Raw genomic sequence first — 348 nt, forward strand, 5'->3', positions numbered from 1 at the left:
CGGGTGACCCCGCCCGGGGGCGACGAGTCCGACGGGAACGGCGCCGACGGAACGGGCGACGGCGACGCGGACGCGACCGGCGACGACCCCTGTGAGGTCGCGCTCGAAGTCCAGTTCGACCCTGGGTCGGCCAGTCCCGACGCGCTCGACCTGCCGCGGCTCGTCTCGTTCGACTGGGTGTTGAAGAAGGCGATCCCGCTGATCAGAGACGAGGCCGAGCGCGTCGTCGAGCGCGCCGTCCAGGACTTAGAGGGGTCGACCCGGGACGTCGACCTCGACGTGTACGTGGACTCCGACCGGATCTGAGCGCGCGGCCCCGGGTCCGCGATTCGAAGCCCTTAAGATATT

At 70.1% G+C, this 348-nt stretch carries 1 pseudogene; it reads left to right on the forward strand.

The annotated features are described in order from the left end of the window. A pseudogene (locus EXE44_RS18675) lies at positions 1-306 on the forward strand (SRPBCC family protein); the annotation flags it as partial. Positions 307-348: the final 42 nt, after the last annotated feature.

The organism is Halorubrum sp. SS7 (assembly GCF_005435055.1).
Taxonomy (GTDB): domain Archaea; phylum Halobacteriota; class Halobacteria; order Halobacteriales; family Haloferacaceae; genus Halorubrum; species Halorubrum salinarum.